Raw genomic sequence first — 26,212 nt, forward strand, 5'->3', positions numbered from 1 at the left:
GCTTATTTGAGTATCAAATTGACTGAAAACTTTTGTAGATATAAAATGAAGCAAAGGATAAAGAGAGGGAAAATCATGCTATCAATCTCGAGAAAAGATTTATATGAAAAGCTATGGACTATTGGTACCACTAAAACAGCTAAAGAGTTAAATGTACCCTATAATAAATTGAAAAATACATGTACTAGCAATGATATTCCATTACCTACAGCATCTTATTGGAGCAGTTTACATATGGGGAATGAGAAGCCAGTCCAACCACCACTACCAAATCCAAATGATAACCGAATAGTTGTCATTGAAACAGCTAAAAAACAAATTGCAAAGGTACCTAAAAAAATAACAGTTGCAGTAAATAAAGAAAAGTCCAGTAGCCCTCCTACAGAAAAGAGCGTCGCTTCACCTACAAAGAAGATAGAAAAGGAAAAACCGTCCTATTTTCCTGACCTAGAATCTGACCAAGAAAAATTAACTAAAATATACAACGCATTAAAGGTTAATAAGACTTTATCCAATAAACCCCATAAAGAAATAGTGGGATACCGTAGAAAAACGCAATCATATAGAGAGGATAAATTAAGAATTAATTCTGCTTCGGGTGAGATCATTCCAGAAGTTTTACCTTTCATTGATAGCTTATTTAAAGCGCTTGAAATGGCTGGAGCAAAAATCGTTAGTAAATATGATGAAACACAAGTATTGTATAAAAAGTATACATTCAGTTTGAAATTTAGACTTCCTTGTAAAAAAGTCACATTATCCCCAGAGGATAAAGACTATTCACGTTACAACACATTTAAATATGAAACAATAGGGAAAATAAATGTTGAAGTAGGTTATAAGTTGTATTGGCGTAAATGGGGCAAGCATGAAAAATTAATAAAACAAACGCAAACTATGACAACTGAAGATTTATTAAGAAAGGTGTTCTTATACATATTTTCGCTTCCGCCAATTATGGATGAAGAAGAAAAGGCGCATATCCTAGAGGAAGAAAAAAGATTGATAGAAGAACGGGAGAGGGAATTACTTAGAGAACGGAGAGAAAAAGAGCGTAAAAAAACTGAGGATTTGTTGATTAACTCGATAAACTATTTTTACTCGAAACTAATAAAGGAATACATTTCTGCCGAGCTGGATGAAACAACAGATGAATATGAATGGGCTATGGATAAGGCTAATTGGATTCAGGATTCTAGTAAACATCTGGATGATTTGTTAACAGAAAAAGACAAAGAAGAATTATTCAACATAAAAACGACGAGTAAATATTTTTTATGAAAAAAGATTAATAGTAACAGTTCAAAGATTTTTGAATGGCAGTGAAGAAATGTGACTTCTATAAATGTGGCAGAGGTGAATGATTTGCTTGATTTAAGGGAATTGGTAGAGGACTTTTTCCTGTACGTACAGGTTAATGCAGTTGAAATTTATAATGAATTTAGCCTTCAGCATGAGCTAGGGATATTCCTGCGTGAAAGAATTTCAGGGTATCGGATTCAATTTGAAAGGAATGTGTCATACTTCACAACAGACACCAAAACCATTAAAAAGGAAATTGATATTACTATATTTAATGAAGAAAAATCTGAAAGGTATGCTATTGAACTAAAGTGTCCATTAAATGGCCAGTATCCAGAGCAGATGTATTCATTCGTGAAGGATATTAAATTCATGGAAGAACTTAGAAGTAGAGGATTTACTAAAACGGTTGCTGTTGCCTTTGTTTCAGACAGGCCTTTCTACGAAGGGCGCAATAACGAAGGCATTTATAAATTTTTTAGAGAAGAGTATTCTGTTTACGGAAGTATTTTTAAACCTACCGGTGTAGGGAAAAACAAAGATTATATTACCTTATCAGGCAGATATGATTTTAGCTGGCAAGACTTAAGCGAGGGTCGAAAATATTACATAATCGAGATTTGAAGTGGTTAGGGGGAGATTTAAGGATGGCTCTACTTCAAGATGAATTAAAAATAAAAAAGATTCGTGAATTACTTAAAATGAAGTTAGCTTTACCATCATATCAACGTCCATATAGTTGGGGTGTGAAATCTACAAATACGCTTTTTCTTGATACTTTTAACGCTTATCAAGAAGGTGTACAAGAATATAGGATTGGCTCTGTAATTTTACATAAGGACAATGGAAGATACAACGTTGTGGATGGCCAACAGCGACTTACAACCCTTTCGATTCTTCTATACTGTTTAGGTTATGAGGATCAGGGGCTGTTACGGGAAAAGTATAATCAGCTGTCTAATGATGCAATAGTGACTAATTTTAGTATTTTATCTAAGCGAATAAATGAACTTTCGGAAGATGTGCAAAGCAAATATAAAGAATATCTACTCGAACATTGTAGTGCAGTTCAAATTGTCACAGATAGCGAGCAAGAAGCTTTTCAGTTCTTTGATTCACAAAATTCCCGTGGCAAAGAGTTAAAACCTCATGATTTGTTGAAATCATACCATTTGCGAGAAATGAATAGTGAAGATGAGAATCAAAAAGTTAAAATTATAAATAGCTGGGAAAACATAAACCAAGATAATTTAGAAGATTTATTTAAAATCTATTTGTACCCGCTTACTCAATGGTATAAGGGGAAAGAAGGATTAGGTTATTCTTCAAGTAAAATAGATTCATTCAAAGGAATTAAGGGAGCAAATATCTATAATTATGCAATTTATCATAAAGCAAGTAATCTATATGTGGAACAATTTAATACCAATGGTAGTAATGAATTGCTTTCCTCAAAATTATTAAATCAATTTCAATTGACACAGCCCTTGATAGCTGGTAAACGATTCTTTAATTACACTCTTCATTACGGAAAATTATTAGAAAAAATACAAAAACTAATTAGTCACTTTCATGACCATGATCAAATTCCAAGCAAGCGTTCTGGTGATATTTACATTAAGCAGTTGTATGAATGCTCGTTATTATTCTTTGCAGATAGGTTTGGTTTTGAGAGCTTAACCCAATCTGTGATGCAACAACTTTATTCATGGAGTTATTCATTACGGTTGGCAATGACTGCGGTGTATCCGCAGACTATCAATAAATATGCAAAGGGTCTGCATGAACGAGCAAACTTTGGAATTGATATGTTTTCCGCAATTAGCGAAATGGAGGATCCAGAAGGATTGAAGTTGCTTGCACTTAAACAGCCAGATATTGATGACAATAATCAAGAAAAATATAAAGCAGTGTATGAATTGCTTTGTGAATGGAATGGGTGGTAGGAGATGACTAGTGATTTAAAAATAATACCGGTATCTCATGTTTTTGAAAACATCAATTATCTTGTGCCGATTTATCAACGTAATTATGCTTGGACTGAAACGCAAATAGAACAATTGATTGAGGATATTGAAAGTTCTATTGATGATTCTAATAAAAACTACTTCTTAGGGAATTTGATTGTCAATCAAACAGATAACAATGTTTACGAAGTGATTGATGGGCAGCAGCGATTAACAACTTTATATCTTCTTGAGAAGTATTTGGGGCTTGCATTTGCGAAGGAAGCATTGCGATTTGAAGCACGTGAAAAATCAAATCGTACCCTTTCTTATATCAGCGACAGCAGTAATCCAGATTTGATTGAAGAATTATCATCACCAGAAATCTTGTATGGTTTTCAAATCATTGATAACTATTTCAAGAATAAAAATATCAATAAAAGTAGCTTTGTTCAAAAGTTGAATCAAGTTTTTCTTATCCGGGTCCAAGTCCCGCAGAACATTGATTTAAACCATTACTTTGAAATAATGAATACCCGTGGAGAGCAATTGGAACTTCATGAAATCGCTAAATCTAAGTTGTTGGAAGTACTTGAAAATGATCATGACAAAAATATAGCAGCACTGATTTGGGAAAAATGTTCTGATATGAATTCGTATGTTCAGATGAATTTTGATGTGAATGTGCGAAGAAATATCTTTACTCAGAACTGGAGCAGTCTATGTCAATCTATTAAGGATTTTGATTCGATAAAAAGAAAAATTTCGATAGTGGATAAATCAGTGGATAAAAAATCTTTGATTGATATCTTAAGAGATAATAAAATGCTTAATATAACAATCACACAATCGGAAGATGAGAATGAACGGTTTGAATCAACTATTTCATTTCCAAACTTCTTACTACAAGTCAATGCTGTCATGAGAAAACTTGGAGAAGAAGATGCAAGCCTTGATGACAAACACTTCCTTAATAATCTATCATGGGCATGGTCAACACCTGAAAAAGCCAAAGATTTCTTGTTTCACCTATTGAAGTGTCGGGTGCTATTTGACAAGTATGTATTAAAACGCGAGTTTGCTAGGGATTACAAAGAAACGGGTAAATGGTCCCTGCAACGTTTAGAAAAATATCGTGATAAAAAGAAAAATAGTGATAAACCTAAATACGTTGGTACACTCGGTGATGAAGGTAATGATAATAAGAAACTAAGAACGCTTCAATCTTGTTTACGTATTACTTATACATCACCTAAAACAATGCACTGGATTACGGTTGTTTTATCTAACTTGTTAGAAGATGAAGGAACTAACATTATTGCCTTGTTAGAGAACTATTGTAGGAAGAAGATTGTTGAATCCGATTACCAAAACAGAAGTGGTTTTAAAATTGAACGAATTGTATTTTCTTATCTTGATTATTTAATTTATAGGGATGGCTATTCATATGATGGAAAAGAAATCATATCACCAATGCAAGAAGATTGGCAATTCCAGTTTAGAAGTTCCATCGAGCATTTCCATCCACAACATCCGGTCGAAGGAGAATATTGGGAAGAAGACGAGCTGAACGGATTCGGTAACCTAGCATTAATAACGGTTTCTGGGAACTCTAAGTTTTCAAATTTGCCACCAGCTGGAAAAATCAATTCATATCCGAGTATTATCAATCAAAGTTTGAAATTAAAAGTCATGGAAAAAATGACAAGACTAGGTGATGGGAAGTGGACAGAAGAAAAGTCAAGTATTCATAAAGATGAAATGTTTGATATTTTGAAAAATAAAGGGTAGGACAAAATAAATGGATATGATTGCATGAACCTCTAAAACGAGAGGCTTTCTGAAACACAGGAAATTATTGGGATTCTCAAGTTTAGTACATGAGGTTAATAAAAAACATACTTGAGACAAGGGGAAAATGTTTATGGCAAAGTATATGGTTACTGAAAATGAGGTTAAGGAAGCACTAGATATTGACAGCTTCAGAAATATGTCTAAAGACAAAATCATGGAGTTCGTTTCTGCAATTCCGAATATGGATAAAGATGTTGCAATTAAAATTATTGAACAGTTTCCCGCTTACACTGAATCAGCAAATAATATGCTTGCACAGTTAAATGCCATGTGCAATAACGCAATGAAGGAAAATGGTGAAAGTCAGAAGGAAGCAATTGAGGCCTATAAAAAAATTCTCGATGACCTTGGTGAACTCTTAAAAAAGGATACAATTACTGCTGAAGAAAGAATGCAAATAACAGAACAGATGATAACTGTTGCAGATCGAATTTCAGCAAAGGATACTGAAAACAAAGAATTTCTCAACGGAATAATTAAGTACGGCGTTCCTATCATAGGAGGCGCGCTTGTATTGGGGGCTACAATCTTAGGTGTGAATGTAAAGGGTACTAAGATTCCGACTTTGAAAAAATAGCTACAGATACGCTTCCTAGAACTATAAAATCATTGATATGTTCCCGCCTACCGATAGCCCTAAAAACACAGTGGATATGTTTCCGAGAACAGACATACTCAAATGACATCAATTCTGTCCTCTCGAGCCATATTGAGAGTGTGGTTTGGTTGGAGAGAAGGTTGTCTAACTAAAATAAACATCTCCTAGTCAAAATTATCATTACTGATTAAGATCCGGTTTTCGTGAAAATAAACTTTTCCGATTTCCGGGTCTTTTTCGTGTTCATCCCTTGTCCTGTCTCGGTCTTTCCGTGTTTCCTTCATGCAATACTCGGAGAACTTTATTTTAAAACGGGAAAAAAGGTGAAAAAGCAGGTGGAAAAACAGGAGAAATACGGTCATTTTTGAATCAAAAAAGGGCCAAAATGGGGGTTCTGTCGGTAATCTTTATTTTAACTCCAACGGTGGAATGCGGGTTTGAGGTGGGTGATTTCGGAGGGGTTTATTATGGTTGTACATAGTAGAGAAAAGAAACTAAGTTGAGTTTGTAATATTTAATCAACATTTTAGAAATATGAAGTAAGAGTAAAGTAATAAATAATTGATTGTATGTATGTAAATATATTAGAGTTATTACTTAATATCCCTCCGAACCTTACCAATAGCCGATTCAGGCGGTGTTTAATCTCCTTCCAGTTATCTACCTAATCCTATCTATCTAACGTTTTTTCAGGTTTAATCAGTGTTCAGTGTGTTTCTCAATCGTTTCATCCAGTCCTTTCCATACTTCTTGGTATGGGGAGGAGTTAGATGAAATTGTATATGCTTTAAAATGAAAATGAAGGCTTTGGCTGAACTTGAAGAAGTTGGGAAGGCGGAGGTGTAGTATAATAAAAGAAAATGCTATTTTTGGAGGTTTTTATGAAAATAGATTTCAATATTAAAGAAATACTTACTTTGCCAACCACTATAATGGCTGCACTATCATTAGCGAGTGGTATACTTCTTTTTTCACCAACATCTTTGTTAGATCAAATGTTCATGCTGAATTTTAGAGATAAATATGGATTTATTATAGGCATAGTTTTCATTGTTTCCATATGTATTTTAATTGTTAACTTGGTATACCAGACAGCTAAGTCCGTTTATAATGCAAAAGCAAAAAAGTATTTTTATGCAACTGCTGAAAAAAGGTTACAAAAACTTAATAACTATCAAAAGTCAATAATTTTCGCTCTATATCAGGAAGATAATCGTACCTTACCATTACCGTTACATGATGGTGCCGTACTAGAGCTTGAACAAAATTACATGATTGGGAAGGCAACCTCACAGTACATGGTTAGTGATTTAAACAATGCACTATTTCCATATTTATTACAACCATGGGTATCAGATGAACTAAGTAACAAGTCCAATTTATTATCAGAATTTGCAACTGCTTTTGAAATTCAGTATAAAAAGGAGTTTAATGAGAGAACAGAAAATCACTATTATTGAAAATCTTGCTATACGAAGTTAGTTTCTGGCCCGCAGATTTTCAGGTAGTTGAGAAGACCTGAAACTGGCTAATCAGCAGTTTACCAAGAAGATATTTTAGGGGGGAGAAAATTTGGCAACTAAAATGATCGATTTTGGCTATGCAGCAATGCCGAGGGGATTTAGTAAACACTTGAGCAATTGTTTTGATATAGTAACCATTGATATCTATGCTACTCCAGATTTTACTGAGAGACATATTCCTATGTTTTTAAGTGAAGATGATTATGTTCTGGTAACTGCAAAAAGAAAAGAATATGTAGACTACCATGAATTAGGAAGATTTGTATTGTTAGATGCAATATTTAGTGAAGGTGACTATTTTCATAGTTTTTTTGTGGCGGAGAATATTTTTGATGACAAGAGTGGGTACTCCGTTAAGCTAATTGCATTACTCTACGAAGAGAGAGGAAATATTCATATTTGGAATCCTTCCTTTGAAGAACTCTTTCTACCTCTTATTCAAGACGATTTAGCAAAGGGTTTAGATTCACATTGGAAGAGCCTACAGGAAATTCAACAAAATTGTTCTGAAGACTTGGATGTATATCAGATTACTCTAGCAAATCAGGTTGATTACGAAATAGAAGTTGACTGGGATGAGGGTGAAGTTTTTACAACTGTTGTTTATTACGCTTTGCTAAAGCATATCTTCTTAGTAGAGGATGAGAAATATCCAGAAATTCATGGATCTAAAAGAACTATTCAAGCATATAAAGAATTATATGATGACCATTTGAATGGGAATGTCGATATGGACCGATGGAGAAGGAAATACAGACTCAAAGATCCTAGGAAATAATAGTACCTTTCTTTAAGGGACTCGTTTTATCCTCTTTTCTATCTTCTTTCTTTGTCAATTAACATTCAATAGAGATATTTAAGCCAAATTCAATATTTTTCGGACTGGATCTAGCAGTGATTCAGTCTCTTTATTTGTGCTCAATATTCCTTCAATTATTTACCAATAGCATGTTCAAGCTGTTTTTAATTTCCTTTCAAGTCATCATCCTTACTCTATCCATCCAACAGATTTTCAATCTCTATTCAGTGTGTTTCCCAACTGTACAACTATCTCAAATTCGATAGCTCTTTCTTTTCCTTTTTCATCTACTATGGGGAAGGGCTTATTAACATTGCCTTGAAGGACAAGAATCAAGGGGGAGGAATAAATACTGTTTTTTCTAAGGATAAATTGGGAAGGGAGATGTAAGTAATTGGGACTTGCTGGGTTGATGTTGAAAAATATTGTTATAATGGATAGTAAATGATAGTAAGGAAGCTAGAAGTCACCAGAATTTTGTCTAGTTCTTGGGTGGCTTATTTTAATAATGGGAGTGGATATAATGCTCACCCTTGAAGAATACATTGCCAAAAGAAAAAGAGAAGACAATATTAATGAATTTGATTTGGATTCAAGAAATGAAAATATGCAGATATCAGTAAATTACGTATTTGAATTCTTTAATCAATATTTAGAAGAGTTAGAGATTGAATCGTATACCGTATTAAATAATGAACGTCTACTGAAGTTTAGGAATCAACTACGTAAATATGCACCTGATATACAAGACTGGTTAGTAAACATTTATAATGAATATGATAAGCAACTGCAACGTTCCATTATTAGTCTGTTAAAAAAAGAGGAGCTTTTTCTTTTGTACCATACGGATAGTGAATTTAGGGCTTTATCATATGATTGTTATGCAGGGCTTTTAAAAAAGAATACGTTTTTAAAAGGGCAAACAGAAATGTTATATATTTTTATAAAGGATTATCATCATATAATAAGCCAACCTGATACTGATATCAATTCTATTTTTATTGCAGAAGAAATAAATGAGTGGGTAGAAAAAGCATGGCTAAAATATAAGGTAAATTTATTTACGTTTGCTTCGGATTGGGTGAATCGCTTTTATGATAATAAAGATAAATGGCCCATTAAACATCGAATAAAAAGTGATGATACCTGGATTAAGTATGAATATGATATTAAGCAGAAGTCCAATCTGTTTAATGTTAATCTCTTTTATAAAAAGGTGTCTAATAAACCATTCCTTAGAGGTAAGAAACAGTACCTTGAAATATTACTGATGTATTTTTGGATTAACGAAATTGATCATTCACAGGCAGATTATTGGGAGAAGTATTTGACAAAGGTATTAAAGTTGTAGGGGTGAGATAAGATGAGAAATACAAGGGGATTTATTGCTGAAGATAGACCAGATTTGGTTGAAGAATGGCACACAACTGCAAATGAAGGAAATACCCCTGATAATGTAAGGGTTGGTTCAGATAAATTCATTATATGGTGTTGCAATGAATGTGGACATATTTGGGAAAACCAGGCAAAAAGTAGGGCGTTGAAGAATACTGGTTGCCCTAAATGCCATGAACGGTATAATGTCAGTTTCCCAGAACTTGCTATTTATTATTACATAAAACAAGTATTTAATGATGCACAACTAAATACTGATATTGAGAGATTAGGTAAGTATAAGTCAGTTGATGTTCTAATTGAATCTCTTAATCTTGTAATAGAATACGATGGTGGACATACGCATAGAGAAAAATTTGAAATGGATCGTGAAAAAAGTTGTTTAATTATTGAAAATGGATATGACTTGATACGTGTTAGAGATAATGGATTGGCTCCGTTAAAGATTGATGGAGTGTGGGAATATTTATATGAACGCAGAGATTCCAATGAAACGGTCGGGGAAATGATAAAGCAAGTATTGCTAATAATTGATAAGCAATATAAAGGATTAACAAAAAATATTAAAAAAGTAATTGAAGTGATTAATGTAGGTGTTGATACTATTCCTATACTTGCTCAGATTCCACCAATTATCGAAAAAGATAATTTGCTCGAAGACTTTCCAGAGGTAGAACAAATATGGGATTATGATAGAAACTACCCTCTAAGACCTGAACATTTTAAGAAATATTCTAATTTCAAAGTATGGTTTACATGTGAACAGGAACATAATTCTTTAGTTCAAATTGGTAGCAAGATGCAAGGTCATGGTTGTAGGGTTTGCCAAGGACAAGTAGCAAGAGAAGATTATAACTTAGAACTACTGTTCCCTGAAATAGCAAGAGAATGGAACGCAGATCTAAATAAGGATAGTCCCGATTTTTATTTGCCTTTCTCAAATAAGAAGGTATATTGGGATTGCCCTAAATGTAAATCAACTTACGATAAAATGATCAATGAGCGAACAGGAAATGGTGAGAACTGTCCATATTGTTCAGGTAAAAGAGTGAATGATACCAACTGTCTTTCTACTACACATCCAGAGCTTGCGAAAGAGTGGCATTATAAAGAAAATGGTAATTTAACTCCCGAAAAAGTAACGAAAGGGGAGCATAAAAAGGTTTTTTGGATCTGTGAAAAAGGGCATAGTTACTCTGCTTATATTTATAGACGGGCAGGAGAGAACGGTACGGGATGTCCAACCTGCTATGAATTATATGGTCGTAGTTCTCGAAGAAGGGTGAAACGAGAGAACTCATTAGCAATGAAAAAGCCTGAAGTAGCGAAGCAGTGGCATCCAACTAAAAACGGTAAAAGTCCATTTGAAGTAGGTGCCTATGCAAGAAAAGAATACTGGTGGTTATGTGAGAAATGTGGGCATGAATGGGAAGCGAGTCCAAATAGTAGAAGAAGTCTTAAATGCAAGTCTTGTAAAAGTAAAGTTAATGCTAGAGGGTGGAGATAGATATAATGAGAGAAAAATATTCTTTAAATGCTGAAACTCTTAAATACGTAATAGAGTTTGAATAAACTGTACCGATTGGTAAAGAGTATTCAAATAGGAAATTGGTGGAGTTGTTCATGAAATCTACGTACCATAAACCTGTTTTTAATACTTACTATCATAATGCGATTAACAAGTCTATTTGGTATGCAGTTAAAAGAAGTGGAAAATGGGCATTGATCAAGAAGGGGATATATAAAAAGATTAAAGAGTAGATTACTCAGCTGAATACGCTAAATGGCTTGAACGTTCAATTTCAATTAGAAAGTTGACAGAAATGAAAAAAACAAAAAATGACTCTCCCAAGATAATTAGCGAGAGTCATTATACTTATTTATTATCCTCTTGGTGGAAAGGAATCATTTCCATAACTGTTCTTTTGACGAATTCTTCCACCTTTATTGTGAATTAGTAATTCTGATTTATTATTCTTTGCTATGCCTTTAGCTATTGATATTGCCTCAGTTTGTGTTTTTGTAACTTTAGTAGCTTTAGAGTTTCCTGCCCCTTTTACTTGCCAACCGCCATCTTTATGAGGTGTTACGTGTTGGTTTTTTCCCACTTAAAATCATCCCTTCTGACTTATCGAACATATTATCCTCTTTGCTTTAATGGAAATGTGCGTTATTATAACAATACATAAATTTTACTTTGGCTCTTATTTGTTCGGCAAAACAAATAGGAGTTTTTTATTTTAATTTCCTGTAAAGGTTTCTTTCTAATTTCTTTACTTCTTTTAACCTCTCTTTCTACTTTCCTCTGAGCTTGTCTTATCTGACTTTGGATTCTTGCTTTGCTTAGCCGACGCATAGTCTCACCACCCTCGGTCATAACACTAATTTAGATAACCCTCCCTTCTCTTTAAAGTATATCTTGTTGTTATTAATCTATCAATATATAGCGGTCTAAAAAAACATAAATACTATATATGGTTATTTGTTGTTAGTTTATGATGAAGTATTATTTATTTTTTTTGCATCAAATCTTTATCAAACTTGACTTTCTGAATTAGTGGGTTATCTTTAGAATAAATCTCAACTATTGCAGTAACCCAGTTGTTATTATCGACTTGTCGATCACCAAAAACCCATAGGCCAATTTCTTCTAATTCTTTTATTAATTTGGAAAGGTCATTTTCTAAATCAAATCTTTGTCCTATTTCGATCATATCCCAGATATCTAATACATCTGCTACAAAGGCCAAGAACTCCTGGGATTTATTAATTTGCTCTTCTGTTTTGCAATCGTGATAATCATATCCATATTGATGTGCAGAGGCAATAATTCTAACAAGTTCTCTTCCATATTCAATTCGTTTAAGAAATCTAATGTCTGTGAATTTCTCCTTGCTTTCTTCCTTAATCGTATCATCATCGTTAAACATATTCCCAATTTCCTCTAAATTTGTTCCTAATGCATTTAATACTAATAATAATGTTTCCTTCTCAGTATTTTCACCAGCTTCCAACCTGCGGATTGTTCTTTCACTAACCCCAGCAATTTCTGCTAATTGTACTTGCGTCCATAACTTTAGGTTTCTAAGTTCTCTGATTTTTTGACCAATGTACATTTACCACATCTCCTTACCTGTTATTTGATTTAATTATATAGCTAAACTTACAAGTATTTAAGGACAGGAACAGGTCAATATTAGGACATCTATAGGAAAACGATATTCATCAAACTGGAATTCTGTAAAAAATAATTAAGAATTAGTAAAATGCCTGAAATGGGATGGAATTGTGTGCCTTTCATTTCAAATAATAAACCTACAAGAAAGGTGGTAATATAATGAATGTATGTTTTAAGATACATACTAATAGACTTTTATTATGAAAAAATACAGAAACTTGTTAATTACTTATTGTATAAATGGGGGGGAATTCGTGAGAGTTATAAAATCTGAGATTTCAAGTCAAAATAAACGGTTAATTAATCTCCTAAATCAGAACGGAATTAAGCATATTCCATGAAGCAATAGATTAATATTGTCAGAGTGAAAAAAAGTCGGAAGTAAAGGGTATCATTCCTTTCCTACCGGCTATTTATATCTATAGATATCATAATCCATATTGTCTAACGTACTTGTCCATCTTAAACCTGACACTTCTGGCAATAGATCACGATAATATCCCCAATTCAAAATGTGGATGTTTTGAAGTCTTTCATCAGGTATAGTAATAAGATTTTGAGTATTATATGCGGGCTTATGTACATTAATCAATAATTTTTCTGCTAAGTCAATTTCCTTCGACCATTGAGTTTCAGTTGGAGTGACCTCACCTGCTAATCTACCACAATAAATTTGTAGGTTGTTTGGATCGCTTGTAATTCCACCACCATTGTTCCTGTGAAATTCTCTTACCGATTGTTTGTCTGTCTGCTTTTCCAATATAAAGTAATGTATTGCTACCATATACATTGTGACTTCCGTAAACCTGATATATACCATAATCAATTTCATTATCAGTTATTGTGTTAAGTTCTGCTAGTATAAATGGACCATCCCAGTCGATATGGATTAGCCTCATATTTTTATATTGCATGGAAGTTTCCCCTCTTTTCAAATAGATAAATATGTATGTTTGTATTTATGATAATATTCTTTAGTGAAGGACAGGTAGAATCTAAATTCTTTCCAGTTGGTTTTCACACAGTATAGAGTCAGTATTTTTGATAAATGCCTCTCACTTTATTCGTCAAGTTCCACGTTCCAATCATCGGAAAAAAATCAAAACCAAGTAGCTTTTGGATTGCTTTCTCTGTTGTATCATTTTCTATTTTTGATTTAAGATATACAAACTCCTCATAGGAACCAAGTATATACTTTCCAGTCCTTCCATTTTGTTTTCCAGAAAGGTGCCCTTGCTTTATCCAACTCACCACAGTTTCTAATGTAACCCCATAAAAGTCACCAATTAATTTTGCATCAATATATTCCACGTTCGACTCTTTCATTACTTCATGGTTCTTTTTATCAATATGCTGAAGGATTTCTTCTGCTTTTTCATCCTGTTCTCTTGTGGTAACGAAAATTTCTTCCGGAATAAGCCAAATACCTTTCTCAGTTTGATAAGCCCCTTGAAACCTTCCTTTTTTACACATGTTTTGTACTGTTTGTCTTTCTAGCCCTAATTTCTTACACACTTCATTGACTGTTAGATACATGTACTACACTTCCCTCCTTTTGAATAAAAGCTCCTGTAAATTTGTTACTTTGATTATGACATTATTCAATTCAGCTTTTCAATATAAACAAATTAGCGAGGGATTAAAGTCCAAATATTAGTTCCATGGTTTATAACAGCCGAAAAATGAAATCGTATGAATATGGAAGAATAACTGAGTTATTAATATAACCGTAATAGGAATATAATAGGAAAAATGCGTCGTTATGCCGTTTTACATAATAGTATTCTCCAATGTAAGATTAACCCAACCAATTAGATGATGAGGTGATAAAAATGACAAAAGCATTACAAGAATGGGGGTACAAATTAATACCTTCAAGTTATGGAGAATTACACGGAAAAAATAGATACTATCGAGTGTTTTATGGGACAGTCCATTGGCACACGGCTGATCCAAATAACATTCATAGGGCCTGTACAGTATTTGTGCAATATGGGGAAAATGGGAACTTTGAAGAAGCCAGAAGGAATAAAGAGATAAAGGAAAGCTATCCATGCCATATCCTTGAACAGGATTTTAGTGCAGTTACAAAGGCGATGTTAGAGCTAAGAAAAGAATTCGAATAAAGGGATAAATAGGGAAGTTTTAAGCCAAAATAGTTACTTTGCTGACTTTTACAAAGGAACGGATCTATTAAATTTCGTTCCTTTTTCTTTTGAATGGTATTCATAAATTGTTCATTCTTATTTAGTTAGTATCCTAACTATAGCACCTCTCGAAGGTCTTAACCAAACTACTTTTTTCTTTATTATCTAAAGTTTTTCCGCAGTAAACCTTGATTATGGGAAGTTAAACACAGTGTTTAGCATTTTAAATTGCTAAATCCAGCTGCATGTTTCTGTGATACCATAAAGGTAGAATATTAAGAAAAGGGGTTATAGTGATGAAAATAACTAAGGAAATGATAGGTAATTGTTGTCTTTATGGTGAGAAGGTGTTTCAAAACAAAATGGATAAAGCTAAAGCTGTACGAAAGGTTCAAGTTGAAACGGGAATGGACCGAGGAAGTGCTGGTTTTAAGTGAAATGAAGGACCATCAAATGTGATGGTCTTTATTTTTGTTTATTCTATTTTGAATATTATGTTAATATCTAACTATGAAGAGCAGTGCTAACGGGGGAGTTTATGACTAAGAAAAAGAGGGTGAGAAGAAGTGGTGGGAAAGGTAATGAGTAAAAGTATTTTTCTCGTTTTGTTGTTAACTATGTTGGCAGGATGCAACAATAACATCGACTTCGATCGACTTTCGTATTCAACAGGTACTTATAAAGAAGGAGATACATCCTATTTCGTGTTAAATATCCATCCAAAAGATTCTATGACACTTGAATTAGTTGAATTGCCAGTCTATCAAGATGTTGAAGTGGAAGTGATGGAATATACTATGATACAAGCCCCAGAAGGTTGGAAGACGAGCAAGAGGTTAAGTTTTCCGGTTGAAATAAATGAAGATAAGTCAGTAACGGTTGTATTTATATCTAAGGATTCTGCAGTGGATTTAATGGAAAATAAAGATGCTTATCTAACAATTAATGGAGAGTTTTTTGAGCTAACGAATGAATAGCTTTTTAAACCATCTATCTTTTAGAACAACTCTATAATATGAGTTGTTTTTCTTCCAACAAAAGTTTTATCTGTCAACCAAACTTTCGTTATATGTAGATATTTATTTAATGTTGTGGGTAAATCCACCTTGTTTAAAATTAAGTAAAATAATAAGGCCTTATTACTGTTTTAGTATGCATGGGGGAAAAAGTCTTATATTGGGAAAAGTGTACCTGCTATAAAACATTATTCAGTGTATGCTAAATAAAAAGATATGGGGGAATAGTATGCTTAATAGAATTTCTATGTTTGTTTTAATAATTTTTCTTATTAGTATAGGTATGTTTATTTTCGTTTTAACCTCTGGTTATACCTCTGAATATCTATTAGGATATGGAATCCCAACATCGATTTTTAGTGGCTTTGCATTGATAGCTTTTGTCCTATCAACAAAGAACAAGGACAGATAAGCGAAAAAGAATCCTTTGTAAATCTATTGTTAGTTTTAATATGACCTTAATTAATAGTCCGATACAGTGTAACCTTTATCGTTTTTCTTTCAATTATGCTTTAACAATATAAATCAATATCTTTTCAATAGTTGTTTCATTACTGAAATCAATCAAGAACCGTGGACGTATCACAGGTATGCTTCCTCGGTTCTTTTTTCTTATCAATTTTTTTTGAAAGGAACTATAAGTAGTATTATATGAAAGTAAGTATTTATCTTTGATAGTAAGCTATTCGGGTTGGATTTTATATCAGTATCAGTTTACTTAGACTCTTATGTTAATATAAAAGAGTTGTGAAACCATGTACGTAATCGAACAGGGCAGTTTTTTCAAAGATGGAGATACAAAATTAATATCTAAGCAGGTGAGAAATTTGAGAATCGATAACCTAAATAATCTAAGTGATAATTTAAGAAATTTAGAAAAGGACTTTAAAGAAAAAATTGAACCATATCGGTCAGATTTGTGGAGATATTGTTATAGTTTAACGCGTAATCCTTGGGATGCAGAAGATTTAGTTCAAGATACATTGTTGAAGTCCTTTTCAGTAATAGCAAAATTATATCAGCCAGTAAAAACGAAATCATATTTATTTAAAATTGCAACAAACCTATATATAGATCAAAGAAGAAGAGAAAGAATCATAAGTTTCTCAGGTAATGAAGAATCTTTAAAGAATGTGCCTTATGAAGGTGAGTTCCAACTGTTCGAAAACATTGATTTCTTGGTGTCAAATCTTACTCCTATGCAGTATGTTGTACTGATATTATCAGATGCTTTTAAATATAAAGGAAAAGAAGTTGCAGAGATTATTGGAACGACTGAAGGAGCAATACACACAAATTTAAGTAGAGCAAGAGAAAAACTGCGGAAAGGAGAGAAAAATGAAACACAAAAGGTTAAAACGAACACAAAGGATATTGCGTTTAATAAAGCAATAGAAATTTTACTGGAAGGGTTTAGAAGAAAAGATCCAAAATTAATTTCATCTATATTAGATGAAAATATAGTTACTGACATTACTCACTCTGGCATTGAATTGGGATCTGATGAAACGAAGAAAAACTCTCTAAAGGATTGGCACGAGATTGTAAAAAATCAACATATTATTGTATCTGAATACAAAATGCTATGGGGTCGCCCAGTAGTTATTGAATTAGAAATGAAACACGATAATCAGCTTTACTTGAATAACGTTCATTACATAGAGACAGCAGATGATAAAATAACATATTGGAAATTTTACTGTTTTTCTTGGGATATTATGAGATTGGTTGCTAAAGAGTTAAAGGTAAATTTAAATGCAGAATATTTTTATCATATTTTTTAATAACATATGTAAGGTTTTCATTAATTCATTCGTTGTATAAGTATAGATTCCGTAAAAGGGATTAATAAACTATACAAGGAGAGATAAAAGATGAATAGCCCAATTAGAAATAAGATGAACACAGTTTTTGTCCATGTAAGTGATTTAGAAAGGTCTGTCAAATGGTACAGTCGATTGCTCAATCAAGAGATAGACTTAACAAAAGTTTCAAGACCAGTTCATAATTTACAAATGAATCAATACACTGGACTTACTTTGGATGCAGGTCCTTTAGACGCAACTAAAAAAATAAGTCCGTCACCACATCCACTGTTTAACTTTTATACGGATGACATTCAAAAGTCCTTTGAATATATAATAGGGTTAGGCTATCAAATAGAATCCGATATTATTGAATTTGATGATTTTGCTTTCTTTAATATTAGTGATCCTGATAAAAATGTTGTAATGATTTGTAATGGTTAGTTACTTTATGGAAAAGGTGGATATTTTAAAATAAGGCATTATCTATTATCTCTTTAACTAGAAGGTACTTTTCTTACTAAGGAGAGTACCTTCTTTGTTCGATGATCGGAACAGAGGATATTTTTAAGGTGGTTACTTTACTGTGATTTATTATTTTACAATTCTTCTGAGTTAATCTCTGAGGAAAATAATATTTAGATATCTTTGTTAAAATTCGTGAACGAGTGTACTATAATTTGATAAAAATGGACAAAAGTATAATTTAATTGTTTGTTATAGTAACAGTAAGGAAATAATTCCTTAATCATCTATCCAACGTATGTTTTTTCTAGAAAGGCGGTGAATAATGAATTACATAGAAAGTGTTCAGGCAGCAATTGATTTTATAGAAGAACATATGGAGGACAAAGTGGAATTAGAAGAAGTAGCAAAGGTAGCCTCAATGTCACTCCCACATTTATATCGGATGTTTTATTCTCTTACTGGCCTTCCAGTCAAAGACTACATGCGTAAAAGAAGAATTAGCATTGCTTCAGAGTATCTGAAAAACTCTAACAATACAGTCCTAGATATTGCTTTGGCCTGTGGTTTTGAATCACAAGCATCTTTTTCGAAGTCATTCAAAAAAATAGTAGGTGTTACGCCAAAGGTATATAAAGAATCGGATATGTATTATTGCTTTGAATATATTAATCTATTCGAAAAGGTAAATTACCTCGAGGGGCGCGATTTGTTTGATAGATATCCGGATGTCAAGGTACTCCGTCTAAAGGATATGACTGTATTCAGCTATAAACATAAAGCCAATTGTATCGAAGGAATTGAAAAGGATGCATTTAATATTGTTCAAAGTTTAATACAAAAATCGCATATGAACAATAAGAAAATTAGATATTTTGGACGGAATATAGACTCGGAGTACCATGGGAATTCAGAATATTCCACCGAGGTTTTCGCCTATGAAATGCTGGTTCCTGTGGAAGAATCTATTTATGATTCAATAGAAGGAATGGAAATAAAAAATATTCAAGGTGGGCTGTATGCGGTTGGATCAATATCAGCAGAATGTGAACAAAATATAATTTCATTATGGAATCGACTGTATTCTGAATGGCTACCGAAAAGTCAGTTTACAGAAGGGGCGCACACCTATCTAGAAGAGTACATTACTTTTAACAAAAAGCTTGTACGTATGAAATTATATCTGCCAATAGAACGTCAGCTGAAACCAGAGATGGCTAAAGTAGAAGAGGTAGAGCCATTTTGGGTTGCTTATAGTAAAAGTTATGGGGAAAGTGCCCAAGCGGATGCTGATAATACTCTATCAAAATGGTTAGAAACAGATTTACCAATTGACTTTGCTAATTGTCAGTTATATTTATCCTACAATTATGGAAACGAAAACGATCGTGAAAACTGGTGTGAATATGGTATAACCACCTTGTCAAGGCTTGATAGCATTAGCGATTCTACTATTGATAAAAAGATGTTGGGCGGTGGATTATTCGCTACAATTGAAACGAAGTCCTACGGATCATTAATGGGAGTTTTGGAAATCATCCATCGTTGGATTGTATCAGAAGAAAAATATATCATTGATGATTCAAGACAGTGGTTTGCACTATATCACACTTCCATAAACAAAGAGATTACAGTTCGTTGCTATATACCTATAATAGAAAGGAGCAAATGGTATGAGTGAAGCGATACCTCTTGAAAATCTCTTACCTATTGAAGATTTTAAACCCCAACCAAAACCACGTTCATTAAAGGTTCTATTAGGTAAAAGCGAAAACAGGAAAACCGAACATAACTATTTTATTAAGGATTTAGAAGAAATACGATTAGTAGGTTTTCGTGTTTTATGTGAAGGAGATAAATATCAAGAAGAAATACCGAAAGCAGCCAATTTGCTACATAGAAGAACTGATGAGATTAAGCATGTATTGAATTCTGGAAAGCAAATAGGTGCTTTTATAGTAGAGGAGTTTCCATCGGAAAAAGACGGTTATTGGGTTAGTGTTCAAGTATCTAAATACGAAGATATTCCTAAAGATATGGTCTCATTAACAGTACCTCCACAAAAATACGCAATTACATTACACCAAGGACATAAACACTTAATAAGGAAAAGTCACGAAAGGTTGCAGGAATGGTTGATTCGTAAAAGAATAAAAAGTGCCAATGATTGTTGGAATCTTGAATTCTATCAACAATTCGAAATCAATGAAAACGTCCCTGATGATCTTGAAGTAGTATTGTACAATTCGATTTATTAACTGTTGCACGTATGCTTAATAGTAAAAATAACAGAAATTAAGAAGAAGGGATGTCTATTATATGTCAAAGAATAGTATTGACGAAAAGGCAATTAAGGAATTAGGAGAAATCCGATTAGTAGGATTTCGTGTCGTTTGTGAAGGAAATAAATATCAAGAAGAAATCTCAAAAGCAGCAGCTTTACTTAAGGAAAGAACTACGGAAATTAAAAACGTATTACATTCAGGTAGGCAAGTAGGTGCTTTTGTAGTTGATGCATCAACTGATGATCAAGATGGCTACTGGGTTTGTGTACAAGTATCTGAATATAGCGATATCCCTAATGATATGGTTACCCTTACTGTTCCACCACAAAGATACGCTACTACCATGCACAATGGACCAATTTACTCAATCATGAATAGTTATGAGAAGTTACATCAATGGATAGCTGACAAAGGTTTACAGCGTGCACGTGAAAATTGGAGTTTAGAATTTTATCATCGATTAGAAAATGCACCTGAAGATGTTCAAGTGGAATTATGTGATTCTATTTACTAATCGGTACTGAGTAAAAAAAATGTTAATTATTGATGCCACGAAGCCGCATTCTTCCGTAGAGAAATGCGGCTTATTCAAAAAGTTCTTTGCTTTCAAATCATGAAGGCATAGCGATAGTATTTGTTTAATATAGTTATTTACGTTTACTCCACAATCGCGCCAATAGTTTAACAATGTTCTTCTCCATTTGTAATTAATATCAGTTCTTATATTTGTTTATCCACTATAAATTCTGAATACTCTCCTTAAATATTTCATAAAACAACGTATGGAAAACCAAAGCTATAAGCCATAGCATGAGATGGACTTAATTATCGTAACGAAATAGGCGAGACAAGATTTAAGATAATCACCATTTCCATATAACCTTTCTTTCCAATCTACCTTCATTAACTATCAATTTTCTTTGGAACATTTCATTCTTTCTATTAAAAAGTAAAATGTTCCAAATTTACGATAGTTGATAAAAAGTGCTTAAGCATGGTATAAGTGTAAGAGGCAGAGATATCTTTGCTTTTTTATTTTTGGGAAAAGTAATAATTCCCATAATGAGAGGATTGGAATTTAATTATGACAGATAATTTTTGGCGTGATTTACCACGACCGTTTTTTATACTTGCACCAATGGAAGATGTGACGGATGTTGTTTTTCGTCATGTAATTAGCGAAGCAGCGAGACCAGATGTGTTTTTTACAGAGTTTACAAACACGGAGAGCTATTGTCACCCAGATGGCCAGCAAAGTGTACGTGGGCGCTTAACATTTACAGAGGATGAACAACCGATTGTTGCCCATATTTGGGGAGACAAGCCCGAATATTTTCGCCAAATGAGTATTGGGATGGCAGAATTAGGGTTTAAGGGTTTGGATATCAATATGGGCTGCCCTGCACCAAACGTGGCACCAAAAGGAAAGGGATGTGGTCTTATACGGCGTCCAGAGGTTGCCGCAGAATTAATCCAAGCAGCAAAAGCGGGAGGATTGCCTGTTAGTGTTAAGACAAGACTTGGTTATACGGAAGTAGACGAATGGCGTGACTGGTTAACACATGTATTGAAGCAAGACATCGTAAATCTTTCCATACATTTGCGTACAAAAAAGGAAATGAGTAATGTTGATGCTCATTGGGAGCTCATTCCAGAGATTAAGAAGCTTCGGGATGAGGTGGCACCTGATACACTTTTGACAATCAATGGCGATATTCCTGACCGTCAAACTGGCCTAAAACTTGTTGATCAATATGGTGTAGATGGTGTTATGATTGGGCGTGGTGTATTTAAAAATCCGTTTGCCTTTGAAAAAGAGAAGAAAGAACATAGTAGTGAGGAATTACTAGATCTCTTAAGATTGCAGCTTGATTTACATGATAAATATTCCAAAGAATATGAACCACGTCCATTTAGACCTCTACGTCGCTTCTTTAAGATATATGTCCGGGGATTTAGAGGGGCAAGTGAATTACGAAATGATTTAATGGCGACAGAGTCAACGGATGAAGTTCGTGAGATGCTTACTAATTTTATGATTAAAAATAATCATGAAACAGGGGAAATTTCTTAATTCAATGCTAGTATAAAATTGAAAAAGGTATTAGAAAAAGGGATTCAATTGAATCCCTTTTTCTATTTGTTTTGAAGGGCTGTAGCATTGTGAATTTCTCTTATTAAGTGTGTAAACTTATTTCTGCTTGTGATAACATTAATGTTAATAAAAAGTATCCTATAGTTATCTGACATGGATGGGAGCAAGACACTTAGGATCATCGATAGATAAATCCAGTATGGTTACTTTATAGATTTGTAGAGAGCCAGCAAAATATAGGAAAATAGAAATAAAAAGGAGTTCCATTCATGAGAAATTACCTTTTAATACTATCAGTTCTTATGGTAACTGCAATCATCGTAGGAACATATTATTATCAGAATCTAGAACACAACTACACGCTTCCACAACTAAATCTACGAAATAACCTCCAAGAAGAGACACCTAATGAGATAGAAAATACGCCATTACAACCTGTTAATGATGACCCAATTAGTTATAGTTTACAAAATGATGAACTAACTATTACATACAATAAGGGGAAGGATTGGATAAAAGTCCCAGTGGATAAAAATTTATTGTTCAATGGAGAGTATCAAGGGAACAAACAGGAATTGATTGAAGGTAGCTATGTTTTATCGGAAGAGCGTTTAGCATTTCTATATAAGCAAGTTGGGCTAAACATGAAATATACTACTGATCAGGGGAATACATGGCAAGATAGTGTAATAGCTGAGGAATTTCCAGAGCTTCGTTTTCGAAAGATTGCGTTTCTAAATGATAGCTTTGGATATGTAATCGTATCAGGTGATCGTACAATGTCTCAAGAGTATTCAACAGTATTCCTAACCTTCGATAGTGGTAAAACCTGGACGAAAACTGAAGATCCTCCAACTACTAGGATGATTGCATTCGGTAGCTTTGTGGATGAGAAGACAGGGTTTCTATCCTATGGAACCATTAATCCAGAAGCACCAGATGTCTATGTGACACAGGATGGAGGAAAGGTTTGGAGGCATGCTCGTTTAAGTATTCCCGCTCCGTACGGAAAAGTGTTTGTTCAAGCGGAAGCTCCATTTATTGAGGAAGACCACCTGGCTGTTCTAGTAAATCAAGGGCCAAATGGTGATTATGAAGGTGGATTAGTAAAAGGAAAATTTATTTCAAAGGATAATGGTCTAACATGGGAGTTTTTGCAGGAGGTAGAACCGGATGAAGGATAGGGCAAAATGGAAAAAAATAGTCGGCTGGACGCTTTTTCTAATTGCAATCGGATTTTTTTGCTTACAAATGGGATTCCTCTTTTTACATGTGCGCTATCAAGTGGAGTATATTGATAACCGTATATTTTATATGATTAATCTTTTATTTGTCGTTTTTTTAGCGGTAGCGCTGCTAGTTTTACTTAAACTGAAAAATAGCCATCAAGTTATTATTGCTAGTATTGGAGTTATCTTCTTTCTTACGAATATTGTCCTACTTGAAAATAGCAATCAACAAATTAGAAATATAACAAGCATATCACCAAGCTTGAGTAAAATATTCTCGGTAAAGGAAAATGTCCAAAGTGGGGAAGCAATCTATTATCGCCCGTATTATGGTATTCTCGCTCGTCCTAAAGAAGTCTTGGAAAATAAGATAAATGGAAACAATAAAGTAAAGTGGCTGGCTAAGGATATAGCAGTTCTAACCTATAAGGATAAAAATGGTGACATTCAACAATTTGTAGGGACGTATGGCGATCGTAAGGGCGGATTATCCTATTATTACGTAGGAGCAGAGATACACGGTGTTTGGCAAGGAGATAATGTCACAGTGACAAGTGGTCCAGATGGAATAAATGTTACGGTAGGTAATGAATCTGAATTGTTCTCATGGGAGAATTTGGAGCAATTTGGTACACTAGCAATCGTTCTAAAGAAAGATAATGAAGCAGTATGGACAATCGCATTAAAAGAAAACTTTGAGGTTCACTCTGATGCTTCAAAACCTACTGTTGGAAATATTAGTTTATACAAAGCGACAATGGAGGAGAATCAGCCGATAATTCTTAATTATATTGACTCCAATTAAGTACAAGGGGGATGATTTATTTAGCTATTGCTAAACTTAAATCATCCCCCTTTATACAACTGTGAATTTCATTCTTTCTCTAAAACTTTGATAGCTAAACAATGAAATTAAGCTCACCTGTAGTGTTTCTTCTTTATATGACTATCTATTAAATTATACGGTTAATGAACCACGGAACCCTCTAGCACCATAGTATGAATCCGCACCATTGTGATAGACAAAGACATGTTCATAGCGATAATCACAAAAAAGTGCGCCGCCAAGCTTTCTAATTTCAGCAGGTGTTTTTATCCAGCTAGATGTTTTCATATCGAAGTTTCCAAGTTTCTGTAGCTTTCTATATTGGTCTTCCGTTAAGAGTTCAATTCCCATTTCTGTTGCCATGTCCATAGCGCTGTTTTCCGGTTTATGTTTTTTTCTAGCCTCCAGTGCTTCTCTGTCGTAGCAAATACTTCTGCGACCTTTAGGACTTTCAGCAGAACAATCATAAAAAATGTATTCGTCCTTATCCTGATCATAACCAACAACATCAGGTTCACCGCCAGTTCTTTCCATTTCAAATAGGGACCACATTTTACTAGGATTCGCTTCTAGCTTTGCTTGGACTTTTTCCCACTCTATATCTTCATGGCGATTCCTATGTTTCTCAAAACGAGCATTCAATACTCTAAATAATCCTTCCTGCTGTTCTAGTGACAACATCTTTTTATTACTCATATTCGCTTCCTCCTTATCACCTATTTGATCTATGTATGCTTATATTTGGTTTAATTAATAATTTGCTTTCTTATTAGCTCAACGATGTTATCATCTTCAGCTGGATCAATATAAACAAGCTTTGTATTGTTAATAATATCTGTGTAGAAGTCTTCACCAGCAGGATATTGGCCATCCCAGCGAATTGGTACATTGTAAATATTGATCGTTCCATCGCCATTCCCACTATACGTTACAGAACCATCGACTAATCGAGAACCAGCCAACTGAATAACATCCACAGGATAATTAGCACTAGTCTCATCATCAGGATTGAGAGGTGTTCCAGCTGGTATATGTTGGACATATAAATTGTCTATTTCTTGATTTGGACCAAGCTGTAACCAAACTCTTGCATATTCGATTTGTTCATTAGAGTATTCGGATAGTGGGTTGTTTTCTTCCGTATGACCTCCACTTACGTCCCCATTTTCAGAAGTATTGCTATCTGTACCAATCGACGCTACATTGGAGGTGTCAGAAGAATCATTACCGTATGCTTCCCCTACCGTACTTGATGGAATACTTTCCTCTGTATGAACGGTTTCGTTTTTAGTTGGATTATTTGCACATCCTACTAGAATAATGAAAGTGGCGTTGAATAATAGAATTTTAGTTCGTTTTTTCATTTGTTAAATCATTCCTCCATGATGTTTAAACCTTTTAAGGTCTAGTTGTTTATCTTAAATTTACCTACCAACCTTCTACTATAGTGGAAGGTTGGTAGGGTTTATTTATTAATTTTAACATAAAGCTCGAATAACATTAATTCAATCTGTCATAATCATGAAAATAAAATTAATTGTATAGAAAATAATAAAAGGTATTGACAGTATTTCAAATTGGGAATATAGTGATATATAATTCTTGCAAACAATTAAATAGTAACATCACTTCTTATCAAGAGAGATTGAGGGAATAGGCCCAATGAAGTCTCGGCAACAGATTCATGAAAATGAACACTGTGCCAAATCCTACAAATGCAACCCATATTGCATTTGAAAGATGAGAACG

28 protein-coding genes and 1 riboswitch are annotated in these 26,212 nt (G+C 33.7%); of the genes, 22 read left to right on the forward strand and 6 right to left on the reverse strand.

The annotated features are described in order from the left end of the window. The first annotated feature begins 75 nt into the window (after window positions 1-75). The 10 genes from HNR27_RS09715 (at window position 76) to HNR27_RS09760 (ending at window position 11,178) form a co-directional block, all read left to right on the forward strand. Window positions 76-1,281 (forward strand): nucleotide exchange factor GrpE, encoded by a 1,206-nt coding sequence (locus tag HNR27_RS09715; RefSeq protein ID WP_429339617.1) that lies wholly within the window; start codon window positions 76-78, stop codon window positions 1,279-1,281. Between the two features lie 51 nt (window positions 1,282-1,332). Beyond that, window positions 1,333-1,926, forward strand: coding sequence for a hypothetical protein (locus tag HNR27_RS09720; RefSeq protein ID WP_429339618.1), 594 nt, complete (start codon window positions 1,333-1,335; stop codon window positions 1,924-1,926). A gap of 23 nt (window positions 1,927-1,949) precedes the next feature. Further along, window positions 1,950-3,248, forward strand: coding sequence for a DUF262 domain-containing protein (locus HNR27_RS09725; protein WP_262447306.1), 1,299 nt, complete (start codon window positions 1,950-1,952; stop codon window positions 3,246-3,248). 3 nt (window positions 3,249-3,251) lie between these two features. Continuing rightward, entirely contained in the window at window positions 3,252-5,039 is a 1,788-nt protein-coding gene (locus HNR27_RS09730) for a DUF262 domain-containing protein (protein ID WP_262447305.1), read from the forward strand. A gap of 133 nt (window positions 5,040-5,172) precedes the next feature. Continuing rightward, complete coding sequence (locus HNR27_RS09735; RefSeq protein WP_078110013.1) at window positions 5,173-5,679, forward strand: hypothetical protein; 507 nt, start codon at window positions 5,173-5,175, stop codon at window positions 5,677-5,679. A 902-nt stretch (window positions 5,680-6,581) separates the two neighbouring features. Then, a complete protein-coding gene (locus tag HNR27_RS09740) occupies window positions 6,582-7,160 on the forward strand; it encodes a superinfection exclusion B family protein (RefSeq protein WP_053071878.1) in 579 nt (192 codons plus the stop codon). A gap of 112 nt (window positions 7,161-7,272) precedes the next feature. Next, window positions 7,273-8,001 carry a hypothetical protein gene (locus HNR27_RS09745; RefSeq protein ID WP_429339619.1) on the forward strand — a complete coding sequence of 243 codons (729 nt, stop codon included), beginning with the start codon at window positions 7,273-7,275 and terminating at the stop codon, window positions 7,999-8,001. A gap of 544 nt (window positions 8,002-8,545) precedes the next feature. After that, window positions 8,546-9,373 (forward strand): hypothetical protein, encoded by an 828-nt coding sequence (locus tag HNR27_RS09750; RefSeq protein ID WP_429339620.1) that lies wholly within the window; start codon window positions 8,546-8,548, stop codon window positions 9,371-9,373. A gap of 12 nt (window positions 9,374-9,385) precedes the next feature. Further along, complete coding sequence (locus HNR27_RS09755; RefSeq protein ID WP_429339621.1) at window positions 9,386-10,924, forward strand: zinc-ribbon domain-containing protein; 1,539 nt, start codon at window positions 9,386-9,388, stop codon at window positions 10,922-10,924. Window positions 10,925-11,040: 116 nt separating this feature from the next. After that, a complete protein-coding gene (locus tag HNR27_RS09760; protein WP_429339622.1) occupies window positions 11,041-11,178 on the forward strand; it encodes a hypothetical protein in 138 nt (45 codons plus the stop codon). A gap of 122 nt (window positions 11,179-11,300) precedes the next feature. On the opposite strand, the gene HNR27_RS09765 is transcribed toward HNR27_RS09760, so the two are convergent. From HNR27_RS09765 to HNR27_RS09780, 4 genes are all read right to left on the reverse strand, one after another. Then, on the reverse strand, window positions 11,301-11,525 hold the full coding sequence (locus HNR27_RS09765) for a DUF2188 domain-containing protein (RefSeq protein WP_429339623.1): 225 nt from the start codon (window positions 11,523-11,525) through the stop codon (window positions 11,301-11,303). 402 nt (window positions 11,526-11,927) lie between these two features. Continuing rightward, window positions 11,928-12,533 carry a helix-turn-helix transcriptional regulator gene (locus HNR27_RS09770; protein ID WP_429339624.1) on the reverse strand — a complete coding sequence of 202 codons (606 nt, stop codon included), beginning with the start codon at window positions 12,531-12,533 and terminating at the stop codon, window positions 11,928-11,930. Between the two features lie 721 nt (window positions 12,534-13,254). Next, window positions 13,255-13,509 (reverse strand): hypothetical protein, encoded by a 255-nt coding sequence (locus tag HNR27_RS09775; RefSeq protein ID WP_429339625.1) that lies wholly within the window; start codon window positions 13,507-13,509, stop codon window positions 13,255-13,257. 118 nt (window positions 13,510-13,627) lie between these two features. Beyond that, the gene (locus HNR27_RS09780) at window positions 13,628-14,131 is read right to left on the reverse strand and encodes a helix-turn-helix domain-containing protein (protein ID WP_429339626.1); all 504 of its coding nucleotides are present in this window, start codon (window positions 14,129-14,131) and stop codon (window positions 13,628-13,630) included. A 296-nt stretch (window positions 14,132-14,427) separates the two neighbouring features. Here HNR27_RS09780 and HNR27_RS09785 point away from each other — a divergent pair, with 296 nt between their 5' ends. From HNR27_RS09785 to HNR27_RS09840, 12 genes are all read left to right on the forward strand, one after another. Beyond that, window positions 14,428-14,721, forward strand: a complete 294-nt coding sequence (locus HNR27_RS09785; protein ID WP_429339627.1) for a hypothetical protein — start codon at window positions 14,428-14,430, stop codon at window positions 14,719-14,721. A 317-nt stretch (window positions 14,722-15,038) separates the two neighbouring features. Beyond that, window positions 15,039-15,179, forward strand: coding sequence for a hypothetical protein (locus HNR27_RS09790; RefSeq protein WP_429339628.1), 141 nt, complete (start codon window positions 15,039-15,041; stop codon window positions 15,177-15,179). Window positions 15,180-15,323: 144 nt separating this feature from the next. Continuing rightward, window positions 15,324-15,719 (forward strand): hypothetical protein, encoded by a 396-nt coding sequence (locus tag HNR27_RS09795; protein ID WP_429339629.1) that lies wholly within the window; start codon window positions 15,324-15,326, stop codon window positions 15,717-15,719. Window positions 15,720-15,987: 268 nt separating this feature from the next. Further along, a complete protein-coding gene (locus tag HNR27_RS09800) occupies window positions 15,988-16,170 on the forward strand; it encodes a hypothetical protein (protein WP_429339630.1) in 183 nt (60 codons plus the stop codon). Between the two features lie 343 nt (window positions 16,171-16,513). Further along, on the forward strand, window positions 16,514-17,542 hold the full coding sequence (locus HNR27_RS09805) for an RNA polymerase sigma factor (protein ID WP_212921446.1): 1,029 nt from the start codon (window positions 16,514-16,516) through the stop codon (window positions 17,540-17,542). Between the two features lie 90 nt (window positions 17,543-17,632). After that, window positions 17,633-18,007 carry a VOC family protein gene (locus HNR27_RS09810; protein ID WP_212921445.1) on the forward strand — a complete coding sequence of 125 codons (375 nt, stop codon included), beginning with the start codon at window positions 17,633-17,635 and terminating at the stop codon, window positions 18,005-18,007. A gap of 346 nt (window positions 18,008-18,353) precedes the next feature. Then, window positions 18,354-19,709, forward strand: coding sequence for a helix-turn-helix domain-containing protein (locus HNR27_RS09815; protein WP_429339631.1), 1,356 nt, complete (start codon window positions 18,354-18,356; stop codon window positions 19,707-19,709). Beyond that, a complete protein-coding gene (locus HNR27_RS09820; RefSeq protein WP_212921443.1) occupies window positions 19,702-20,286 on the forward strand; it encodes a GyrI-like domain-containing protein in 585 nt (194 codons plus the stop codon). The genes HNR27_RS09815 and HNR27_RS09820 overlap by 8 nt, the downstream gene beginning before the upstream one ends. 61 nt (window positions 20,287-20,347) lie before the next feature. After that, entirely contained in the window at window positions 20,348-20,827 is a 480-nt protein-coding gene (locus tag HNR27_RS09825; protein WP_212921442.1) for a GyrI-like domain-containing protein, read from the forward strand. A gap of 570 nt (window positions 20,828-21,397) precedes the next feature. Beyond that, on the forward strand, window positions 21,398-22,387 hold the full coding sequence (locus HNR27_RS09830) for a tRNA dihydrouridine synthase (protein ID WP_212921441.1): 990 nt from the start codon (window positions 21,398-21,400) through the stop codon (window positions 22,385-22,387). Between the two features lie 290 nt (window positions 22,388-22,677). Continuing rightward, window positions 22,678-23,592, forward strand: coding sequence for a WD40/YVTN/BNR-like repeat-containing protein (locus tag HNR27_RS09835; RefSeq protein ID WP_212921440.1), 915 nt, complete (start codon window positions 22,678-22,680; stop codon window positions 23,590-23,592). Continuing rightward, a complete protein-coding gene (locus tag HNR27_RS09840; protein ID WP_212921439.1) occupies window positions 23,582-24,442 on the forward strand; it encodes a hypothetical protein in 861 nt (286 codons plus the stop codon). Before HNR27_RS09835 ends, HNR27_RS09840 begins: the two co-directional genes overlap by 11 nt. Window positions 24,443-24,595: 153 nt before the next feature. Here HNR27_RS09840 and HNR27_RS09845 read toward each other — a convergent pair whose 3' ends face one another. Continuing rightward, window positions 24,596-25,159, reverse strand: coding sequence for a DUF4256 domain-containing protein (locus tag HNR27_RS09845; RefSeq protein WP_212921438.1), 564 nt, complete (start codon window positions 25,157-25,159; stop codon window positions 24,596-24,598). Between the two features lie 50 nt (window positions 25,160-25,209). Next, the gene (locus tag HNR27_RS09850) at window positions 25,210-25,827 is read right to left on the reverse strand and encodes a hypothetical protein (RefSeq protein ID WP_212921437.1); all 618 of its coding nucleotides are present in this window, start codon (window positions 25,825-25,827) and stop codon (window positions 25,210-25,212) included. 265 nt (window positions 25,828-26,092) lie between these two features. Further along, window positions 26,093-26,210: riboswitch (SAM riboswitch) on the forward strand. Window positions 26,211-26,212 lie beyond the last annotated feature (2 nt).

The organism is Ornithinibacillus bavariensis, assembly GCF_050433565.1.
GTDB classification, from domain to species: Bacteria; Bacillota; Bacilli; order Bacillales; family Amphibacillaceae; genus Ornithinibacillus; species Ornithinibacillus bavariensis.

What these genes read in the sequence shown, in the direction of transcription:
- HNR27_RS09715 (WP_429339617.1), top strand. Translation starts at nt 76, where the DNA reads ATGCTATCAATCTCGAGAAAAGATTTATATGAAAAGCTATGGACTATT.
- HNR27_RS09725 (WP_262447306.1), top strand. Translation starts at nt 1,950, where the DNA reads ATGGCTCTACTTCAAGATGAATTAAAAATAAAAAAGATTCGTGAATTA.
- HNR27_RS09730 (WP_262447305.1), top strand. Translation starts at nt 3,252, where the DNA reads ATGACTAGTGATTTAAAAATAATACCGGTATCTCATGTTTTTGAAAAC.
- HNR27_RS09735 (WP_078110013.1), top strand. Translation starts at nt 5,173, where the DNA reads ATGGCAAAGTATATGGTTACTGAAAATGAGGTTAAGGAAGCACTAGAT.
- HNR27_RS09740 (WP_053071878.1), top strand. Translation starts at nt 6,582, where the DNA reads ATGAAAATAGATTTCAATATTAAAGAAATACTTACTTTGCCAACCACT.
- HNR27_RS09750 (WP_429339620.1), top strand. Translation starts at nt 8,546, where the DNA reads ATGCTCACCCTTGAAGAATACATTGCCAAAAGAAAAAGAGAAGACAAT.
- HNR27_RS09755 (WP_429339621.1), top strand. Translation starts at nt 9,386, where the DNA reads ATGAGAAATACAAGGGGATTTATTGCTGAAGATAGACCAGATTTGGTT.
- HNR27_RS09760 (WP_429339622.1), top strand. Translation starts at nt 11,041, where the DNA reads ATGAAATCTACGTACCATAAACCTGTTTTTAATACTTACTATCATAAT.
- HNR27_RS09770 (WP_429339624.1), bottom strand. Translation starts at nt 12,533, where the DNA reads ATGTACATTGGTCAAAAAATCAGAGAACTTAGAAACCTAAAGTTATGG.
- HNR27_RS09775 (WP_429339625.1), bottom strand. Translation starts at nt 13,509, where the DNA reads ATGCAATATAAAAATATGAGGCTAATCCATATCGACTGGGATGGTCCA.
- HNR27_RS09780 (WP_429339626.1), bottom strand. Translation starts at nt 14,131, where the DNA reads ATGTATCTAACAGTCAATGAAGTGTGTAAGAAATTAGGGCTAGAAAGA.
- HNR27_RS09785 (WP_429339627.1), top strand. Translation starts at nt 14,428, where the DNA reads ATGACAAAAGCATTACAAGAATGGGGGTACAAATTAATACCTTCAAGT.
- HNR27_RS09790 (WP_429339628.1), top strand. Translation starts at nt 15,039, where the DNA reads ATGAAAATAACTAAGGAAATGATAGGTAATTGTTGTCTTTATGGTGAG.
- HNR27_RS09795 (WP_429339629.1), top strand. Translation starts at nt 15,324, where the DNA reads ATGAGTAAAAGTATTTTTCTCGTTTTGTTGTTAACTATGTTGGCAGGA.
- HNR27_RS09800 (WP_429339630.1), top strand. Translation starts at nt 15,988, where the DNA reads ATGCTTAATAGAATTTCTATGTTTGTTTTAATAATTTTTCTTATTAGT.
- HNR27_RS09805 (WP_212921446.1), top strand. Translation starts at nt 16,514, where the DNA reads ATGTACGTAATCGAACAGGGCAGTTTTTTCAAAGATGGAGATACAAAA.
- HNR27_RS09810 (WP_212921445.1), top strand. Translation starts at nt 17,633, where the DNA reads ATGAATAGCCCAATTAGAAATAAGATGAACACAGTTTTTGTCCATGTA.
- HNR27_RS09815 (WP_429339631.1), top strand. Translation starts at nt 18,354, where the DNA reads ATGAATTACATAGAAAGTGTTCAGGCAGCAATTGATTTTATAGAAGAA.
- HNR27_RS09820 (WP_212921443.1), top strand. Translation starts at nt 19,702, where the DNA reads ATGAGTGAAGCGATACCTCTTGAAAATCTCTTACCTATTGAAGATTTT.
- HNR27_RS09825 (WP_212921442.1), top strand. Translation starts at nt 20,348, where the DNA reads ATGTCAAAGAATAGTATTGACGAAAAGGCAATTAAGGAATTAGGAGAA.
- HNR27_RS09830 (WP_212921441.1), top strand. Translation starts at nt 21,398, where the DNA reads ATGACAGATAATTTTTGGCGTGATTTACCACGACCGTTTTTTATACTT.
- HNR27_RS09835 (WP_212921440.1), top strand. Translation starts at nt 22,678, where the DNA reads ATGAGAAATTACCTTTTAATACTATCAGTTCTTATGGTAACTGCAATC.
- HNR27_RS09840 (WP_212921439.1), top strand. Translation starts at nt 23,582, where the DNA reads ATGAAGGATAGGGCAAAATGGAAAAAAATAGTCGGCTGGACGCTTTTT.
- HNR27_RS09845 (WP_212921438.1), bottom strand. Translation starts at nt 25,159, where the DNA reads ATGAGTAATAAAAAGATGTTGTCACTAGAACAGCAGGAAGGATTATTT.
- HNR27_RS09850 (WP_212921437.1), bottom strand. Translation starts at nt 25,827, where the DNA reads ATGAAAAAACGAACTAAAATTCTATTATTCAACGCCACTTTCATTATT.